We start from the raw sequence: 16,485 nt of genomic DNA, 5'->3' as shown, positions 1-16,485 counted from the left end.
TATAACAATTTTGATTTTATCTTGTCTGTTTTTGTTTTAAAATCTTATTTTTTATAACAATCATTGTAAATCCTAATCAGACGATTTTGGAACGGAAATCTTTTCTACTATGGTTCCTTTAATTCGATGGCCGGATACCTCGCAGATTTTAATTTTAATATTTTCATATTCACATTCAAAGGATTCTCCGTCATCCGGCACCCTTCCGATCAGTCCGCATAGAAATCCGTTGTAGGTGTCATATTCTTCAATTGGCATCGGCACCCCGACTTCTTCCTGGACATCTTCCAGATCTGCTGTTCCCTGAATTTGCCACTGGCTGGCGCTCATCCGTTCAATTTCAATTTCATCGTCATCAAATTCACCTACCAGTTCTTCCATCAAATCATGTAGTGTGATAATTCCGGTAACCCCACCGTATTCATCCAGAACGACCGCAAAGAAGTGTTGATTTCTTTTCATATTTTGAAACAAAATATTTGCCTTCATATTTTCCGGAACATAAAAGGCTTTTTCAACGGCTTCGCTCATAATCGTTTGTTTATCTTTTTGATCTAATCGAAAATAATCTTTTGTATTTAAAATCCCCAGAATGTCATCTTGATTTTCACCGCAAATCGGATAATATGTATGTCGGCTGTTATGAATATCATTTTCCCAGACCTCCACATCATCTTCATTGCGCAAGAATACGACTTCTTTTCTGTGCGTGCAGATTTCTTCTAAAGAAAGATCGTCAAATTCAAAAATATTTTGAATCATTTCGTTTTCTTCTTTTTGAATGGTTCCTTGTTTCTTTCCTTCTGCAAGCATCATTCGGATTTCTTCTTCCGATATGGTCTCATCTTCCTGAGTTGGATCAATTCCGAACAGTTGTAAAATCCCATTTGTGGAAATTGTCAGCAGCCACACAATCGGTGCAAAAACTTTAGAAACCGAATATAAAACTCCGGACATTCCAAGCGCTAATGTTTCTGCTTTTTTCATAGCAATTCGTTTTGGAACGAGCTCGCCGAAAACCAGACTGAAATATGCCAAAATCAGTGTGATTGCAAAAACAGAGATGGTATTTAAAATATGTTTTGGAATCGAGGCACCGTGGTCTGTGAAAAACTGTACCAGCGGTTCCGCAAAGTTATCTGCGGCAAAGGCACTTCCTAACAATCCTGCCAGTGTGATGGCAACCTGTATGGTTGCGAGAAATTTAGCGGGCTGCTGTATAAGAAGGTTTAATTTTCTTGCTTTTTTGTTGCCCTCTTCTGCCATATTTTTCAATTTTGTTTCATTTAAAGAGATTACCGCAATCTCAGCGCTAGCAAATGCAGCGTTTAAAAAGATTAAAAGAATTTGTAAAATGATTGCTCCGATCATAATGTGAATTTCCTCCATAAAAAGTATGATACATAGTATAAAAGCATGAAAGGGTACAGTCTGCATAAAATACAGACTGTACCCTCTATTGATTCATAATACTACATGGAGCCCATCTCATGGTCGAGACAGTATCTGTCTCGTCTTTTCTGTTGTCTGCCATGTATTTCATCACATCCTTCCTGTCGATGTGATTAAGATAACATATTTTATAGTTAGAGGCAAGAGATTTTTGCATGACGGAATCATTGAATTTTCAATACGTTATAATCTTTTTCTTCCACCGCCTTTTTTAACTCTTCATTGGAAACTTCTGCAGACATCTTCACTGTGGCAATTCCGTTTTCATGGCTGACAGACGCTGTTTCTACGCCGGTTAATGCCTCCAGAGCCTTTTTGACCGCTGCTTCGCAGTGTGCACACATCATTCCTTCAATTTCCATTGTTTTTTCCATAAGAAAGTCCTCCTGTTTTGTTGAATTGTTTTTATTGTTTTCCTGAATTTGTTCAAGATCTTTCAATGTAACGCCATGTTTTTGTTTTTTGTCCTTCTTTGCATTGTGTATTTGAAACAGATTTAGTCTTAAAGCATTGGTTACAACACAAAAGCTTGAGAGACTCATGGCTGCCGCGCCGAACATAGGATTTAGTTTCCATCCAAGTAAAGTATACCACACACCCGCTGCCAGTGGAATTCCGATGATGTTATAAATAAATGCCCAAAATAGGTTCTCATGAATGTTTTTCAAGGATGCCCGGCTCAGGCGTATGGCAGCCGGAACATCACTCAGGCGGCTTTGCATTAAAACAACATCTGCCGCGTCAATGGCAATATCGGTTCCGGCGCCAATGGCGATTCCCATATCTGCTCTGGTAAGCGCCGGCGCGTCATTGATTCCATCGCCGACCATTGCCACTCTTCCGATTTCCTTTAATTTGCGAATGATTTTTTCTTTGCCTTCCGGCAAAACTCCGGCAATGACTTGATTTACTCCCGCCTGTCTTCCGATTGCTTTGGCAGTCCGCTCATTATCTCCAGTCAGCATTACAACTTGAATTCCCATTTCCTGAAGTTCTTTTACCGCCTGAGGGCTGTCTTCTTTGATTATATCTGCGACAGCGATGATTCCTAAAAATTCGTCTTTCCGACTGAAAAATAAAGGAGTTTTTCCTTGCTCAGCCATGGCAGCTGCGGTTTCTTTCGCTGTTTCTGGCACAGAAGCATATTGCTCAATATAGTTTAAATTTCCGCCGTACATCGACATGCCGTCAAGAAACCCGGATAGACCGTTTCCGGGAACTGCCTGAAAGTTAAGAATTTCTTTGGAAGTTTGTATGCCGGCCGCTTCGGCTTCCTGCAAAATGGCATGGGCAAGGGGATGTTCACTCTTTCGTTCCAGAACATATGCCAACGCTAAAAATTCTTCTTTGGAAAGATCTCCGGACGAAGGCAGAATATCCGTAACCTGAGGTTTTCCGCTGGTGATTGTCCCTGTCTTATCCAGCGCCACAATCTGTGTTTTCCCGGTTTCTTCCAGAGAAACCGCAGTCTTGAACATAATACCATGTTTTGCACCCATTCCGCTTCCAACCATAATGGCCACCGGAGTTGCAAGCCCCAGAGCACAGGGACAGCTGATCACAAGAACGGAAATTCCTCTTGCAAGAGCGAACCCGGCGGTCTGTCCTGCTGCCAGCCATATAAAAACAGTTGCCAGAGAGATGGCGATCACGGTTGGTACAAAGATTCCAGATACTTTGTCTGCAACCTTAGCAATGGGAGCTTTGGTTGCCGCAGCATCACTGACCATCTTAATAATTTGAGAAAGTGTCGTATCTTCTCCGACTCTTGTTGCCTCACATTGTAAGTATCCAGAAGTATTTAAGGTTGCTGCCGAAACCAGATCGCCTTCTTTTTTGTCGGCGGGAATGCTTTCTCCGGTTAATGCCGCTTCATTGACGGCACTGTTTCCTTTTACAATAACGCCATCAACTGGAATGGTTTCTCCCGGTTTTACGAAAAAAAGATCTCCGATTTTTACCTGTTCAATTTCAACCTCTGTCTCCATATTATTTCGCAAAACCACCGCAGTTTTCGGAGCTAATTTCATAAGACTTTTTAGAGCATCTGTAGTGCGTCCTTTTGATCTTGCCTCCAGCATTTTTCCAAGTGTAATCAATGTCAGAATCATTGCGGCAGATTCAAAATAGAATTCGTGCATATAAGCCATAACTTGAGTCATATTTCCGCGCATCTGCGCATCAGTCATCGCAAACAAGGCGTAGACACTGTAGCCATAAGAAGCACCGGCGCCAAGAGCTACCAGAGTATCCATATTCGGAGCACGATGCCACAGACTTTGAAAGCCGCTGATAAAAAATTTCTGATTTATAAGCATTACAGCTGTTGTAAAAAGTAATTGAAATAATCCCATTGCCACATGATTTTCAGCCATGATTTTCGGCAGAGGCCAATTCCACATCATATGTCCCATTGAGACATACATCAGGGGAACTAAAAAGCAGAAAGAAAATGTCAGGCGTTTTTTTAAGACTGGCGTCTCCCGGTCCTTTAATAGATCATCATTTGATGTTGTCTGTTGTTTTGTTCCTTTTTTTGAAGCGCCATACCCTGCTTTTTCTACGGCAGAAATAATGGCAGCAGGCTCCGCGCTTCCTTCCACTCCCATTGAATTGGTTAATAGACTGACCGAACAGGATGTAACTCCTTCCACATTGGAAACCGCTTTTTCTACGCGAGTGCTGCAGGCAGCGCAACTCATACCTGTAATTTGATACTGTTCCATTGGCTTCCTCCTTTTTCTATTTCATTAATTTTTGCAGAACTTTCACAAGTTCATCCACAGTTTCTTCTTTTCCCGCGCGAATATCATCAGATACGCAGGTGCGAATGTGGTTGGCAAGAAGAACTTTATTAAAGCTATTTAACGCTGCGTTCACAGCAGAAACTTGAATTAAAATGTCGGTACAATAAGTATCGTTTTCTACCATCTTTTTTATTCCTCGGACTTGACCTTCTATTCGGTTTAGTCTGTTTATTAAATCTTTATACTCTTTATCAGGGCGTTCTTTTGATTTATGCGAACAGCAATGTCTTGTATGATTTTCCATAAAAATCTCCTTTCTATGCGATATTATATACCTTGGCGGGGTATAATTCAATAGAAAAATATTAAATGAAAAAAATTTTTATTTAGAGTCATTTTTTATCAATTTTTAGTCATCAAAGAATGCAAGAATTAATAAGAAAAGTTTTAAGTGTATACCTTATTTATAAAGAATTTATAAAGAAAAGACCAGAAGATTATCTAATCTTCTGGTCCTTGGTTTGAAGAATTAGAGAAGATACACTTAAGTGCCTCTCTAAATATATCTTTTTGTGTTATATTTCAATCGTCACAAAACAAAAATACATAAAGGAAAGTGATTTTATTAGTTTTCTTCTTTTTCGATCGGTCGGCGTTCCTTCTCCTCAATTTCCTTTTGAATAGAATTTAAGAAATCCTTCAGCTTCATCTGACCTTCATCCCCTTGAAAGCGGCTTCTGACAGAAACGGCATTCTTCTCTTCTTCTTTCTCTCCGACAATTAGCATATATGGAATCTTATGAAGCTGTGCTTCACGGATTTTATATCCCATTTTCTCTGCGCGCGTATCAATTTCCGCACGAATTCCAGCAGCTTTTAAAGTTTCCAGCACTTTCTTTCCATATTCCAGATGTTTGTCGGAAATCGGGATGACTTCTACCTGAACCGGAGACAGCCATGTCGGGAATGCTCCTGCAAAGTGTTCAATTAAAATACCGATGAATCGTTCAATTGATCCAAATGCAACACGATGAATCATGATTGGGCGATGCTTTTCTCCATCTGCTCCGGTATAGTGGAGATCAAAACGAAGAGGAAGCTGGAAGTCAAGCTGAATGGTTCCGCACTGCCAGGTTCTTCCAATGGAATCTTCCAGATGAAAATCAATTTTTGGTCCATAGAATGCGCCGTCTCCTTCGTTGATGACATAGTCCAGTCCGAGATCATCCAGAGCGCCTCTTAAAGAATCTGTTGCAAGATCCCAGTCTTCATCGCTTCCCATACTGTCCTCCGGGCGAGTAGAAAGCTCTACATGGTATTTAAATCCAAATAGGTTATAAACCTGATCGATCAGTCCCGCAACGCCTTTGATCTCATCTTTAATTTGATCTGGCGTCATAAAAATATGTGCATCATCCTGTGTAAAGCAGCGAACACGCATCAATCCATGTAACTGACCAGATTTTTCATGACGATGAACCAGTCCAAGTTCTCCCATGCGCAGCGGAAGATCACGATAAGAACGAGGCTCTGACTGGTAAACCAAAACTCCTCCCGGACAGTTCATTGGCTTAATTGCAAAATCTTCTTCGTCAATGACCGTTGTATACATATTCTCTTTGTAGTGATCCCAATGACCGGATGTTTCCCATAAATGCCTGCTTAACATAATCGGAGTTGCAATCTCAACATAGCCTGCTTTGGTATGAATTTCACGCCAGTAGTCAAGCAGCGTATTTTTCAGAACCATTCCTTTTGGAAGAAAGAATGGAAATCCAGGTCCTTCTTCCCGCATCATAAACAGACCCAGTTCTTTTCCCAGTTTTCTATGGTCACGTTTTTTTGCTTCTTCCATCATTGTAAGATATTCTTTTAACTCTGCTTTTTTTGTAAAAGCAGTTCCGTAAATTCTGGTCAGCATCTGATTGTGTTCATCACCGCGCCAGTAAGCGCCGGCAATGCTGGTCAGCTTAATTGCTTTGACGGGTTTTGTACTCATAAGATGTGGTCCTGCACAAAGATCCACAAATTCACCCTGCTGATAAAAACTGATGACAGAATCTTCTGGAAGATCTTCAATCAGTTCTACTTTATAAGGCTCTTTGCGTTCTTTCATAAAAGCAATCGCTTCTTGTCTCGGTTTTGTAAAACATGTAATTTCCAGATTTTCCTTTACAATTTTTTTCATTTCCGCTTCGATTTTTTCCAAATCATCCTGTGTAAAAGGAGTATCCTTTTCCATATCATAGTAAAATCCATTGTCAATGGATGGTCCAATGGCAAGCTTTGCTTCCGGATATAAACGTTTGACCGCCTGAGCCAAAATGTGAGACGCTGTATGGCGGAACGCATGTTTTCCTTCATCGGAGTCAAAGGTTAAAAGATTCAACTCGCAGTCCTCTGTTAAAATGGTTCTTAAATCCACAACCTCTCCGTTAACCTCACCTGCGCAGGCAACTCTTGCAAGTCCTTCACTGATATCTTTTGCGATATCAATGACAGACATATTGTTTTCATACTCTTTTATAGATCCATCTTTTAATGTAATCTTCATTTTTTTCATCCTTTCTTGATATACAACGTTTTACTTCATCCTCCAAATAAGGAAATCTGGACTTTAGCTCATTGCTAACATAAAAAATCCCATGGATTCATTCAAAATCCATGGGACGAGTTATCGCGGTTCCACCCAATTTACCTGTCTTTGATAAAACAGATCGCTCATTATGACAATAACGGCGTCAACCGGGCTGGTTTGCAGCCACTTGGAGGTGGTCTTCCCATATCCCGATACTTAAGATGCTCGCAGCAACTGCATCTCTCTCTGAAAGCCGCAGATAAGGTACTCTTCTCTTCAACGTTTTTTCTTATTTCTAAGTTATTATAGCAAAGCTGTTTTGTAAAATCAATAGGAAGATGCAAAAACTACAATACTTTAAAAACAGATGCCTGATGGTTCATTGGATTTCGTTTTTGATAGTCAAACAAAAGAATGGTTTCCTTCTGTCTGAAATCTCCTGCCACATCGAATGAAAATCGTTCCATATGGATCATTTTTTTCATATGCTTTTGTGCATAATGTTTCAGGGTTGCATGCTTGGGAAGAAAACTTTCATAAAGCCCCCTCAGATCTTCTTTTTTCAGAGAATATTCTCCTGCAAATGCCGGACGGTTTTTAACATTTTCTCTTAAATAAAGGTCATAAGTCAAAAGCTCACGATAGAGAGCTAAAGTTTCTTTTCTGCCGCGATACTGACAAAGAAATTCATAAAGGATTTCGTACCGGGCAATTCTTGTATGCTTCACTTTGTCATATCCCTGTTGTTCATAAAATTCTCCCAGCGTGCGATACATGGAAAATGCCGATGGAAACTCGTGTTCCATCTGACGGATCGTATGGGTAAATTGTCCGCTGTTGTAATAAACCTCTACCATTTCTTCTACTTTTTTTAAGATTAGCACATCGTCGTAGGACAACCATTTTGTAGAAAGGACTTCGTAGGGAGGGGTGTCTTTGCAAAGCAATCCGTAAGCTTCTTTTTGCTCTTCTATATAGGAGCCTTTTAGAACTTTTAAAAATCCAAGCTGCAGCTGATCCGGTTCGGCTTCGTAAACATCCTGAAAAGAACGTTCAAAGCTTTCAAGATCTTCATAAGGAAGTCCGGCAATTAAGTCTAAGTGCTGATGAACATTTCCATTTTTATGAATTCTTTTGACAATTTCAGCCACTTTTGAAAAATCCATTTTTCTGCGAATTTCTTCGATGGTGTATGGATTGGTGGACTGAACTCCAATTTCCAGTTGAATCAATCCGGGACGCATCTTGGCAATTTGCACAAGTTCTTCTTCGTTTAACAAATCTGCCGCAACTTCAAAATGGAAGTTGGTCACTTGATTATCATGTTCTGTGATGTAATTCCAGATTTCCATTGCATGACGATGATTACAGTTAAATGTCCGGTCGACAAATTTTACCTGGGGGACCTTGTGATCCAGAAAAAATTGCAGTTCTTGCTTTACAAGAGAAAGCTTGCGGAATCTTAAACATTTGTCAATAGAGGAAAGACAATAGCTGCAGGAAAAAGGACAGCCCCGGCTGGATTCATAATAAATAATTTTATGCTGAAATTTTTCAATCGGTTCATAAACAAACGGCACTTTGCTTAAATCCATGACTTTCCGCCATGGAAGTTCCAGAATTCTGTTATTTTCCCGGTAACTAATTCCCTTGATTTTCCTAAGGGATGGTATGTTGCCATGGTAATAATCCAGAACCTCCCGAAAGGTTTCTTCTCCCTCTCCCTTCATAATTCCGGTGACTTGAGGAAGCTCTTGCAAAATTGTCTTTGCATCATAAGAAACCTCCGGTCCGCCAAGCCAGATCGGCGTTGACGGAAATAGCTTTGCAGCTTCCCGAAGGATTCGCTTTACAGATGAAATATTCCATATATAACAGGAAAAACATAAAAGCTCCGGCTGCCTCTTGTATAGATCCATCAAAATTTCATCTTCCTGTTGGTTGATCGTATACTCCGCAATGGAAATTTCCGATTGATAAGGCTGCGCGTAAGCCTTCAGACAATACACTGCCAGATTTGAGTGAATATATTTTGCATTGATTGCGGCTAAAACAATGTTCATCTCCGGTTATCCTTCTATAGCTTCTCAAAGTCTTCTGCACCATGCTTGCAGATTGGACAAATAAAATCTGCCGGAAGTTCTTCCCCCTCATAGATATAGCCGCAAATTTTACATCTCCATCCAGTCTTTTTGGTTTCCTGTGGCTGCGGTTTTATATGTTTATGATAATATGCATAAGTGACCGAAGGAACATCATTTAATAGATCTCCGTCTGTAACATCCGCAAGAAACAGCGTGTGACTTCCAAGATCTGTGGTTTGTGAAACCTTAGCGCTGATATAGGCGTTTGCGCCTTTGGTCAGATAAATAATACCGTTGTCTGCACGATCATAGGTTTTCAGACCTCCCATCTTATTTACATCCCGGCCGCTTTGGAATCCAAAATGCTGAAAGATATCAAAACCGGCGTCCTCAGACAAAACAGATGCATTGAACTCACCGGTTTTTAAAATCATATCATGGGTATAATTTCCTTTGTTAACTGCCACAAGAATCCGGTTCGGAGAAGTTGTAACCTGTTGGACTGTATTGACAATACATCCGTTATCCTTCGTTCCGTCCTTAGCGGAAAGAACAAAAAGACCATAACTTAATTGGAACATCGCTGCTTGATTTTTCATAATTGCCTCCTTTTGTGCAATGCACGTTGATTTGTAGGTTTCTTTTTTCTGCTATGAAAATAAAGAAATGAATCCGCCGCATTGAGAATATCCTGAAAGTCTTCTCTTGGCGCCGTTTGAATATATCTCTTTAATATTTCCTTTTCTTGCTGTTTGTAAGGTCCGTAAAAAATATCGAATAAATTATGACCTCTCAGATAAATTTTTATTTCTTCGATATGCTGCTTCATATCTTCCGGTGATTGAAAATCTCTCCCCAGAATTTTCTGAAGGTGCTGACCGCTTCTTAGACGGTGAAGGTACTCCTTCCATTTTTCAAATAAGATTTCAAAAAATGAATCTTCCGAAGACAAGATCCCAATTTTTGTCATCACCGATGGGTTTAAAAAATAATTTTCAAAAGAATAATACTTTAAAATCAGCACATTTTTTCTTGTAACCTTCGGAAGCTGATCCGGATCTGTTAAATTTCTCTCATCGTAATAGCGGCAAAGTTGTTTTCCAAGCTCTTCCGGGTCTTTTCCGTCACTGTCCCGAATCATTAAAAACTGATCCTTCATATAGATCTGATTCATATATTTCAGATTAGCATAAGTTTTAATATTCGTACAGCTATTTGTAGTAATAATTGCGATTCGGTTTAAATTTCCTTGCTCATCGTACATCTCCGAATAATAATGATTTAAAAGCATTGGAAGTCGATATTTATCTTGCTTCCCTTCCACAATAAAAACAAAATTTACATTTAAAAGATCTGCAGCGCTATAGCCAAGATCGCAAAGAATTGCGCTAAGATCTGTTTTTTGTTTGGCAGTGGAACAGAAATTTTCATCCAGTACAATTTGACGTATTTGGCGGCTGTTAAAATTCGACAGCAAATGAGGCGAGTGGGTGGTAAAAATAATCTGGTTTTTTTGAGACAGACGATAGAGAATATCACTGGAGGTTTTTTGAAGCTGTGGATGAAGGAACATTTCCGGTTCTTCCATCATAAGAATGGACGGAAGACGGTTTTCATCGGTTACATAAGCTTCCAGCAATGAAAGCATATAAATGCTCTTCATGCCTCTTCCGAGACGTTCCACCGGAATGGAGCTGTCTTTTTCCTGATTATAAGCGTCTGCATTGACTTGGAGCATTTCATTGACATCGCAGTTCATGGAGAAAAGAATATCTTCATACCCACCGTTTTTATGAAAACTTTCGTTGATTCTTTTTTCAAAATAATCAATGTTCATTCGGTAGAGTTTATACTCAAATAATTTTGCAGCTTCAAAAGCATTGAGCTCCTGAGGGGTCTTTTGATTAATCAAGCCGATACAGTGAAAACAGTGCCTGCATGGTTTTGCTTGATCAAACATACAACAGTTGGTTCGCATGATTTTCAGAAGATTATTTTCCTGTAATAAAAAAAGATCGTCCTGAATTTGTTTTAAATTCCTTTCAGTACCGATAAAATATATGGTTGGAAAAATTTCCCGAATGTATGGATTGTGTTTTCTCGTCCCATCATGAAATCGTTGTTTGCCTTCTTTATTCGCGATAAAACAAAAGGAAAGGACACCGTCTCGATAGGACGGCAGTTTCGTGCAGAAATCTTTCTTCCAAAGGTCATATTTTTTATATTGACTGACAAAGCCATTTTTGTGAAGAATCTGCAAGTCCTCTTCGGTAATGGATAATTTTACTTCAATTTCGATATTTTGCATGGTCTCATTAAAGTCATTATGAGTAATCTCATAAGATCCTTCGACTGCCCGAAGAGCATGCAGAATGGAAGATTTCCCGGCGTTGTTCTTTCCGACTAAAATTAAAGCATTTTCAATGGAAGAAAGCTCCAAAAAGTGTATGGATTTGAAATTTTGAATCGAAAGATAGGCAAGTTCCATAAGAAGCCTCCTTTTCCGGATATTTATGTTATTTTCATTCTCTCATATTTTCATAGGATATTCAAGTAACAAGGAGCAACAAAAAATATTGCGTTCATCCAGCTGTATTTGATACAATAGAAAGCAGAATAGAAAGAAATCAGGTGAACTATTTATGAATTCATTATCATATTATGATGCTTTAACTGCAAAACAGACCTTAAAACTTCGAGAGGTCTTAAAGACACTTCCTCCGTTTGCAAAGGATTTCTTCCGTGCCATTGATTCCACGACTCAGGTGCGAACCAGAATTGCCTATGCTTATGACCTGAAAGTTTTTTTTCATTTCTTGATGGATGAAAATCCCGCTTACCGAAATTATTCCATTCAGGATTTCAAGGTTACAGATTTAGATTGTATTGAATCTGTGGACCTGGAAGAATATATGGAATACTTAAAAATTTACCAGTCAGATGAGAAACATATGCAAAATACAGAACAGGGAGTTTTCCGAAAAATGTCTGCGCTTCGTTCCTTCTATGCTTATTTTTATAAACGTCAAATGATTCAGAAAAATCCAACCTTGTTTGTCGATATGCCCAAAATCCGCGAGAAAGAAATTATTCGTCTGGAGGCAGATGAGGTGGCTCTGCTTTTGGACTATGTAGAACATGCGGGGGATCAATTAACCGGTCGGCAGCGTTCTTATTACGAAAAAACCAAAGAACGAGATTTTGCCATTATCACATTGCTTCTGGGAACGGGGATTCGTGTTTCAGAGCTAGTCGGATTAAATTTGACTGATATTGATTTTAAAAATCAGGGACTGCACTTGATCCGAAAAGGCAGGAAAGAAATGACCGTTTATTTTGGAGATGAGGTTGCCGATGCATTGCTTCAGTATATTGAAGGAAGCAGAAGTCATATCATTGCTTTGGAGGGACATGAGGATGCCTTGTTTTTTTCCATGCAACGAAAAAGGATCGGTGTGCAGGCGGTACAAAACTTGGTAAAAAAATATGCCAGGGCTGTAACTCCTCTGAAACGAATTACACCTCATAAACTACGCAGTACTTATGGAACCGCACTGTACCAGGAAACAGATGATATTTATTTAGTTGCGGAGGTACTGGGACATTCTGATGTCAACACCACAAGAAAACATTATGCGGCGATGTCAGATGCCAGACGCCGTCAGGCAGCAGGAAAAGTCATTTTGCGCGAAAAAAAATAGGCAGATATTTATCTGCCTATTTTCTGCCCTAACTCTCAGCCTTGCTTATTTTCCGGTATCTCTCATGGCTACAACCTTCTGAATCAATTCAACGCTGCCTTCAATGCCAAGATAGCTGCTGTTGATGCACAGATCATAAGATTTAGCGTCTCCCCATTTATTAGAACTGTAATAATTGTAATAGCTGGAGCGCTGTTTATCTTTTTTCATAAGCATTTCTTTGCTTTTTTCCTGCAAAATTCCGTATTCATTCTCAATTCGTTTGATTCTGTCTTCAAATGGCGCATGAATATATACACTTAAACAGTTGTCAAAATCTTCCAATGCATAATCCGCACATCTTCCAATGAAAATACAGGGACCTTTGGATGCCAATTCTTTGATCGTATCAAAGGCAGCTAAAAATACCTTATGATTTAATGGGAGATCAAAAGAATTTGAATTATATCCCAGTGAATATGGGTCCATAACCAACGAGTAAAGAAAGCTGGTCGTTGGTTTTTCATCAAAGCTTTCAAAAATCTCTTCACAGATACCACTTTCCTTTGCGGCAACTTTGATCAACTCACTGTCATAAAAAGGGATCCCAAGAGCTTTGGAAAGTTTCTCTCCGATGACATGTCCTCCACTTCCATATTGCCTCTCAATTGTTATAATTGTATTTGTACTCATATGAATCGCTCCCTTCCCCAAAAGGGTAAAATCAAGATATTCCTTGTTAATATTAGTATACAATATTTTTTGTTTTTGTACAAGGAAATAAAAGAATCATGAAAAATGTTTTTTTACATAAGTTCTTGCAAAATCAGCATCTTCATGCATTTGTCGAGCTAAGGAATCCAAAGAATCAAATTTCATTTCCGGGCGTTTATAGTAAAGTAGCTCCACTGTAAGCTCCTTATGATAAATATTTTTATGAAAGTCAAAGATATAGGTTTCCACTCCCATATGTTTTTTCCCTTCGATGGTTGGTTTTACGCCAATATTACTGATTCCATAATATATTTGCTCTTTATAATAAATCCGTGAAATATACACCCCATTAGGAGGAAGCAGTTTTTCTTCTTCCGGAATTTGATTGGCTGTAGGCATGCCTAAGACTTCAGCTCCAATTTGATTTCCATGTACCACAGGACCACAAATCATAAAAGGTGTCTCCATCAGCCGATTTGCTTTTAAAATCTCTCCCTGCGCAATTAAATTCCGAAGCCTTGTGCTGGATACAATTTCTCCTTCAAGCTCAAGTTTTGAAATTACAATTAACTGAAAATTATACTCTTTGGACATTTTCTGTAAAAGCTCTACATTTCCCCGGCGTTTATATCCGAAGCCGCAGTCATCCCCCACAACTAAGATCTTCATTCCGGTCTTTTCAAGTAATACTTTGATTACGAAATCCTCTGGAGACAGGTGGGAAAACGCATCTGTAAATGGATGTTCAATATAAATATCAATCCCCCGTTTTGAAAGGAGTTTTGTTTTTTCCTTTGTGGTATAAATGACATTAAAATTCTGATGTTTTAACATCGTAAGCGGCGGACGGTCAAACGAAAAGACCGTTGCCCGATATCCTAATTTTTTATATTGAATCAACTGATCAAAAATTAACTGATGTCCTTTGTGCATTCCGTCGAATTTTCCAAGGGCAACCACTGTATTTTGAAATTGAAATTGTTCTGTATTATGAATGTATTCCATGGCTTCCTCTCATTGGTTCTTGTCATAAAAAATTTTATCAGGGAAAAACAGATGGTTTTTCCAGTAATAAACGCCGATAAAGTTCTCTTCTTCGTCATATACCCGCAATTTTTTGTCTGTGTTCAGAGGCTGTTCCCAGAAAGCAGAAAGCTTCAATGGATTTCCATTGAATAAAATTTTGTAATATTGTTTCTTTACCGTACCCTTTGGGAGATCGAAAAAAATGTTTTCAACCGGAAGAATCAAAGATTCAATGGTTTGATTTTTTACCGCTGCTTCAATTTGCCCCAGAGTATAGGAATCCTCAACAGAAAAACCACTGGATTTTGTTCGGATCAGACTGGTCATACAGGCTCCATTTTGAAGTTTATGACCGATGTCTCTGCAAAGACTGCGGATATAAGTTCCTTTGCTGCATGTTACCGTCATTTTTATTTGAGGATAGGAAATCGAAATGTCTGAAATATCATATATTTTGACATTTTGAGGGGTTCTTTCAATGGTTTTTCCTTCCCGCGCAAGTTCATAGAGTTTTTTCCCCTGCACCTTCTTGGCAGAGTACATCGGCGGAATTTGAGCGTAATCTCCGACAAAAGATAAGATCGTCTCCCGAATTGGTGCGTCATTTTCTAAAGAGGGATATGTTTGAACTACAGTTCCCCAGATATCTTCCGTATCCGTTTCTTTTCCCAGCTGAAATGTAACCTCATATTGTTTCTGGGTACCTGTCAGCATGTCGCACAACTTGGTTGCCTTTCCAAGACAAATGGGAAGAACTCCCACTGCATTTGGATCCAAAGTTCCGGTATGCCCAATCTTCTTCTGCTTTAAAATTCCGCGGAGTTTTGCAACAACATCGTGAGATGTATAGTTTTTTTCTTTATAAACATTCAACAATCCACTGTACATAAAAACCTCTACAACTGCTCTTTTATGTTTTCTATGAGCTCTGCTAAAATTTCATCTTCTGTGCCGCTAATACTAAAACCTGCCGCTCTTTTGTGTCCGCCGCCGCCGAAAGACTGGGCAATGTCTGCGACATTGACAATCTCGTTGGAGCGCATACTGACTTTCCATTCCACTTCTGACAGAGGATAGAGAAGAACGGCCGTTTCGATCCCTTTTGTGATACGTAGCTGATCAATGATGCCGTCGGTATCTGAATGATGTGCCTGACATGCCCGAAAATCCGCCTGTGTTAAAACAGAAACGATAATCTTTCCGTCAGCCTCCAATCGGCTGTTTTGCAGAGCATTTCCCAACAAACGATTCTGAGAAAATGTTTTCTGATAGAAGGTTTCATCAATAATTTTCGTATTGGATGCTCCGCGTTCGATTAACATCCCGGCATAGGACATCGTAGCCCTGGTGGTGTTGGAATGTTTAAATACACCAGTGTCATGTACGATTCCTGTAAAAAGACACTGGGCACAATTTTCTGAAATTTTCTCTTCTTCAAAAAGATCGCATAATATTTGGCTGGTAGCGCTTGCGTCTGAATCAATCAGGAATTCATCTCCATATCCGGAATTACTGATATGATGATCAAAACAAATCACTTTGGATGACTGATTTACCATTGACGCAAATGGTGCGAAGCGATCCTCTGATCCGCAGTCCAGTACAAAAAACAGATCGTAAACGATATCTTTAGGCTGGGATAAAATTTCCTCTGCATGGCTTAAAAAAGTAAATTCCGGGTGAATGGGCTCCAGATACACGTCGACTGATTTTCCGGGATAATTATCTAAAATATATTGTTTCAGAGCCAGACAGCTGCCAATACAGTCCCCATCCGGATGGATATGGCCTGTAATGGCAATTGTTGCTGCCTCCACGATTCTTTGATTAAAACGTTTCATTTTCACTCCCATGATTCAACTGGTCGATTTTGTGAGACATTTCGACTCCATATTCAATGGAATCATCTAAAACGAAAGTGATTTCCGGTGTGTTTCTAAGATTTATGGAATGTGCCAGTTCCCGGCGGATATACCCGACGGCGCTCTGCAGACCTTTCATAGTCTCTTCTTTTTCTTCTTTGGTTCCGAGAACGCTGATATATGCCTTGCACTGTTTCAAATCAGAAGTTACAACAGCATTGACAACCGATGTCATCGGCGCGATTCTTGGATCTTTGATCTCACGACTGATAATCCGGCTTAATTCTCTTTGAACTTCACCGTTAATTCTTGTATTTTTGATACTGTTTTTTCTCATAGCTG

General features: G+C 39.4%; 13 protein-coding genes and 1 other annotated feature. Of the genes, 1 reads left to right on the top strand and 12 read right to left on the bottom strand.

All coding sequences use genetic code 11. From position 1 onward, the window contains the following. Positions 1–72 precede the first annotated feature (72 nt). The 7 genes from AC27EF_RS00365 to AC27EF_RS00335 all read right to left on the bottom strand — a co-directional run bounded on the left by AC27EF_RS00365 (position 73) and on the right by AC27EF_RS00335 (position 11,349). Positions 73–1,371 (bottom strand): hemolysin family protein, encoded by a 1,299-nt coding sequence (locus AC27EF_RS00365; RefSeq protein ID WP_487108184.1) that lies wholly within the window; start codon positions 1,369–1,371, stop codon positions 73–75. 245 nt (positions 1,372–1,616) lie between these two features. Continuing rightward, positions 1,617–4,178 carry a heavy metal translocating P-type ATPase gene (locus AC27EF_RS00360; protein WP_487108183.1) on the bottom strand — a complete coding sequence of 854 codons (2,562 nt, stop codon included), beginning with the start codon at positions 4,176–4,178 and terminating at the stop codon, positions 1,617–1,619. 16 nt (positions 4,179–4,194) lie between these two features. Further along, on the bottom strand, positions 4,195–4,503 hold the full coding sequence (locus tag AC27EF_RS00355) for a metal-sensing transcriptional repressor (protein ID WP_487108182.1): 309 nt from the start codon (positions 4,501–4,503) through the stop codon (positions 4,195–4,197). Between the two features lie 321 nt (positions 4,504–4,824). Next, complete coding sequence (gene thrS, locus AC27EF_RS00350) at positions 4,825–6,753, bottom strand: threonine--tRNA ligase (RefSeq protein WP_487108181.1); 1,929 nt, start codon at positions 6,751–6,753, stop codon at positions 4,825–4,827. Positions 6,754–6,861: 108 nt separating this feature from the next. Further along, positions 6,862–7,066 (bottom strand) — a binding site (T-box leader). Between the two features lie 58 nt (positions 7,067–7,124). Then, the gene (locus AC27EF_RS00345) at positions 7,125–8,840 is read right to left on the bottom strand and encodes a B12-binding domain-containing radical SAM protein (RefSeq protein WP_487108180.1); all 1,716 of its coding nucleotides are present in this window, start codon (positions 8,838–8,840) and stop codon (positions 7,125–7,127) included. A gap of 14 nt (positions 8,841–8,854) precedes the next feature. Further along, positions 8,855–9,460 carry a flavin reductase gene (locus AC27EF_RS00340; protein WP_487108179.1) on the bottom strand — a complete coding sequence of 202 codons (606 nt, stop codon included), beginning with the start codon at positions 9,458–9,460 and terminating at the stop codon, positions 8,855–8,857. Next, a complete protein-coding gene (locus AC27EF_RS00335) occupies positions 9,457–11,349 on the bottom strand; it encodes an ATP-dependent nuclease (protein WP_487108178.1) in 1,893 nt (630 codons plus the stop codon). The genes AC27EF_RS00340 and AC27EF_RS00335 overlap by 4 nt, the downstream gene beginning before the upstream one ends. 154 nt (positions 11,350–11,503) lie before the next feature. Here AC27EF_RS00335 and AC27EF_RS00330 point away from each other — a divergent pair, with 154 nt between their 5' ends. Further along, a complete protein-coding gene (locus AC27EF_RS00330; protein ID WP_487108177.1) occupies positions 11,504–12,562 on the top strand; it encodes a tyrosine-type recombinase/integrase in 1,059 nt (352 codons plus the stop codon). Between the two features lie 45 nt (positions 12,563–12,607). Here AC27EF_RS00330 and AC27EF_RS00325 read toward each other — a convergent pair whose 3' ends face one another. The 5 genes from AC27EF_RS00325 to rbfA form a co-directional block, all read right to left on the bottom strand. Next, positions 12,608–13,234 carry a cytidylate kinase-like family protein gene (locus AC27EF_RS00325; protein WP_487108176.1) on the bottom strand — a complete coding sequence of 209 codons (627 nt, stop codon included), beginning with the start codon at positions 13,232–13,234 and terminating at the stop codon, positions 12,608–12,610. A 96-nt stretch (positions 13,235–13,330) separates the two neighbouring features. Continuing rightward, complete coding sequence (locus AC27EF_RS00320) at positions 13,331–14,260, bottom strand: bifunctional riboflavin kinase/FAD synthetase (RefSeq protein ID WP_487108175.1); 930 nt, start codon at positions 14,258–14,260, stop codon at positions 13,331–13,333. A 9-nt stretch (positions 14,261–14,269) separates the two neighbouring features. Continuing rightward, positions 14,270–15,169, bottom strand: coding sequence for a tRNA pseudouridine(55) synthase TruB (gene truB / locus AC27EF_RS00315; protein WP_487108174.1), 900 nt, complete (start codon positions 15,167–15,169; stop codon positions 14,270–14,272). Positions 15,170–15,177: 8 nt separating this feature from the next. Further along, the gene (locus AC27EF_RS00310; protein WP_487108173.1) at positions 15,178–16,122 is read right to left on the bottom strand and encodes a DHH family phosphoesterase; all 945 of its coding nucleotides are present in this window, start codon (positions 16,120–16,122) and stop codon (positions 15,178–15,180) included. Continuing rightward, positions 16,109–16,480 (bottom strand): 30S ribosome-binding factor RbfA, encoded by a 372-nt coding sequence (gene rbfA, locus AC27EF_RS00305; protein ID WP_487108172.1) that lies wholly within the window; start codon positions 16,478–16,480, stop codon positions 16,109–16,111. The genes AC27EF_RS00310 and rbfA overlap by 14 nt, the downstream gene beginning before the upstream one ends. Between the last annotated feature and the right edge of the window lie 5 nt (positions 16,481–16,485).

The organism is Anaerostipes stercorihominis (genome assembly GCF_057535655.1).
The sequence above is the reverse complement of the archived record's forward strand: the minus strand, read 5'-3'. Positions and strand labels throughout refer to the sequence as shown.

Coding starts and splice junctions, on each gene's coding strand:
- truB (WP_487108174.1), bottom strand. CDS start 15,169: ATGTACAGTGGATTGTTGAATGTTTATAAAGAAAAAAACTATACATCT.
- AC27EF_RS00360 (WP_487108183.1), bottom strand. CDS start 4,178: ATGGAACAGTATCAAATTACAGGTATGAGTTGCGCTGCCTGCAGCACT.
- AC27EF_RS00365 (WP_487108184.1), bottom strand. CDS start 1,371: ATGATCGGAGCAATCATTTTACAAATTCTTTTAATCTTTTTAAACGCT.
- AC27EF_RS00330 (WP_487108177.1), top strand. CDS start 11,504: ATGAATTCATTATCATATTATGATGCTTTAACTGCAAAACAGACCTTA.
- rbfA (WP_487108172.1), bottom strand. CDS start 16,480: ATGAGAAAAAACAGTATCAAAAATACAAGAATTAACGGTGAAGTTCAA.
- AC27EF_RS00310 (WP_487108173.1), bottom strand. CDS start 16,122: ATGAAACGTTTTAATCAAAGAATCGTGGAGGCAGCAACAATTGCCATT.
- AC27EF_RS00320 (WP_487108175.1), bottom strand. CDS start 14,260: ATGGAATACATTCATAATACAGAACAATTTCAATTTCAAAATACAGTG.
- thrS (WP_487108181.1), bottom strand. CDS start 6,753: ATGAAGATTACATTAAAAGATGGATCTATAAAAGAGTATGAAAACAAT.
- AC27EF_RS00340 (WP_487108179.1), bottom strand. CDS start 9,460: ATGAAAAATCAAGCAGCGATGTTCCAATTAAGTTATGGTCTTTTTGTT.
- AC27EF_RS00355 (WP_487108182.1), bottom strand. CDS start 4,503: ATGGAAAATCATACAAGACATTGCTGTTCGCATAAATCAAAAGAACGC.
- AC27EF_RS00345 (WP_487108180.1), bottom strand. CDS start 8,840: ATGAACATTGTTTTAGCCGCAATCAATGCAAAATATATTCACTCAAAT.
- AC27EF_RS00335 (WP_487108178.1), bottom strand. CDS start 11,349: ATGGAACTTGCCTATCTTTCGATTCAAAATTTCAAATCCATACACTTT.
- AC27EF_RS00325 (WP_487108176.1), bottom strand. CDS start 13,234: ATGAGTACAAATACAATTATAACAATTGAGAGGCAATATGGAAGTGGA.